Here is a 614-nt window from a genome sequence, read left to right on the forward strand (position 1 = left end):
TCACCTCGGCTTTCAGCAGGCGCCCCTTGAGGCTCGCTGCCACTTCACCCTGACGTTCACCGCTGGGGCGGATGAACGCATCGCCCCACAGGTCGCCGAGCCGGAAACGGACCAGCGGACGCTGCTTGGGATCATCGATGCCGACGTAGGACTGAACCAGCTTCTTGGCCTCGGTGCCGGACACCTTGACATCGAAGTAGCGGATGGACGGCTCCTTGGCGGAACCAACCATGGCTGCGATCGTGCAAGCCAGGAACGGCTGTGCGCGGCGGCCCCCTTTGACGGGAACCTCACGGGCACGCTGCAGGTAGCCGATGCCGGAGGTGTGGAGGTCGAAATAGGATTTCTCGTTGGACGTGGTGCTCATGGTGAATCTCCATAGGAAAAGAGCGGAGACACACCAACCCCACGATGCGGGGAGAGGTGCGTAACCCCGCGATGGGTTGAGAACGGCAAATGCATCCACCACCGGCGAGCCGGTGGCCGTTCGCGCATGGATGCGGTGCGAACTGGCGTGGTCACGCAGCAGGTGCTGCGCCGCAACCTCGAAGACCGATGGTTGCCTGGCATGTCGCTGACAACGTCAGCAAGCATGGACGCAGCGTCACACCACG

1 protein-coding gene is annotated in these 614 nt (G+C 63.2%); it reads right to left on the minus strand.

What is annotated here, in order from left to right; all coding sequences use genetic code 11:
- A partial coding sequence (locus tag RCF13_RS21575; protein WP_308141536.1) for a DUF3577 domain-containing protein occupies window positions 1-367 on the minus strand: 367 nt, incomplete at its 3' end.
- Window positions 368-614: the final 247 nt, after the last annotated feature.

The sequence above is a fragment of the Stenotrophomonas maltophilia group sp. RNC7 genome (genome assembly GCF_030910085.1).
Classification (GTDB): domain Bacteria; phylum Pseudomonadota; class Gammaproteobacteria; order Xanthomonadales; family Xanthomonadaceae; genus Stenotrophomonas; species Stenotrophomonas sepilia.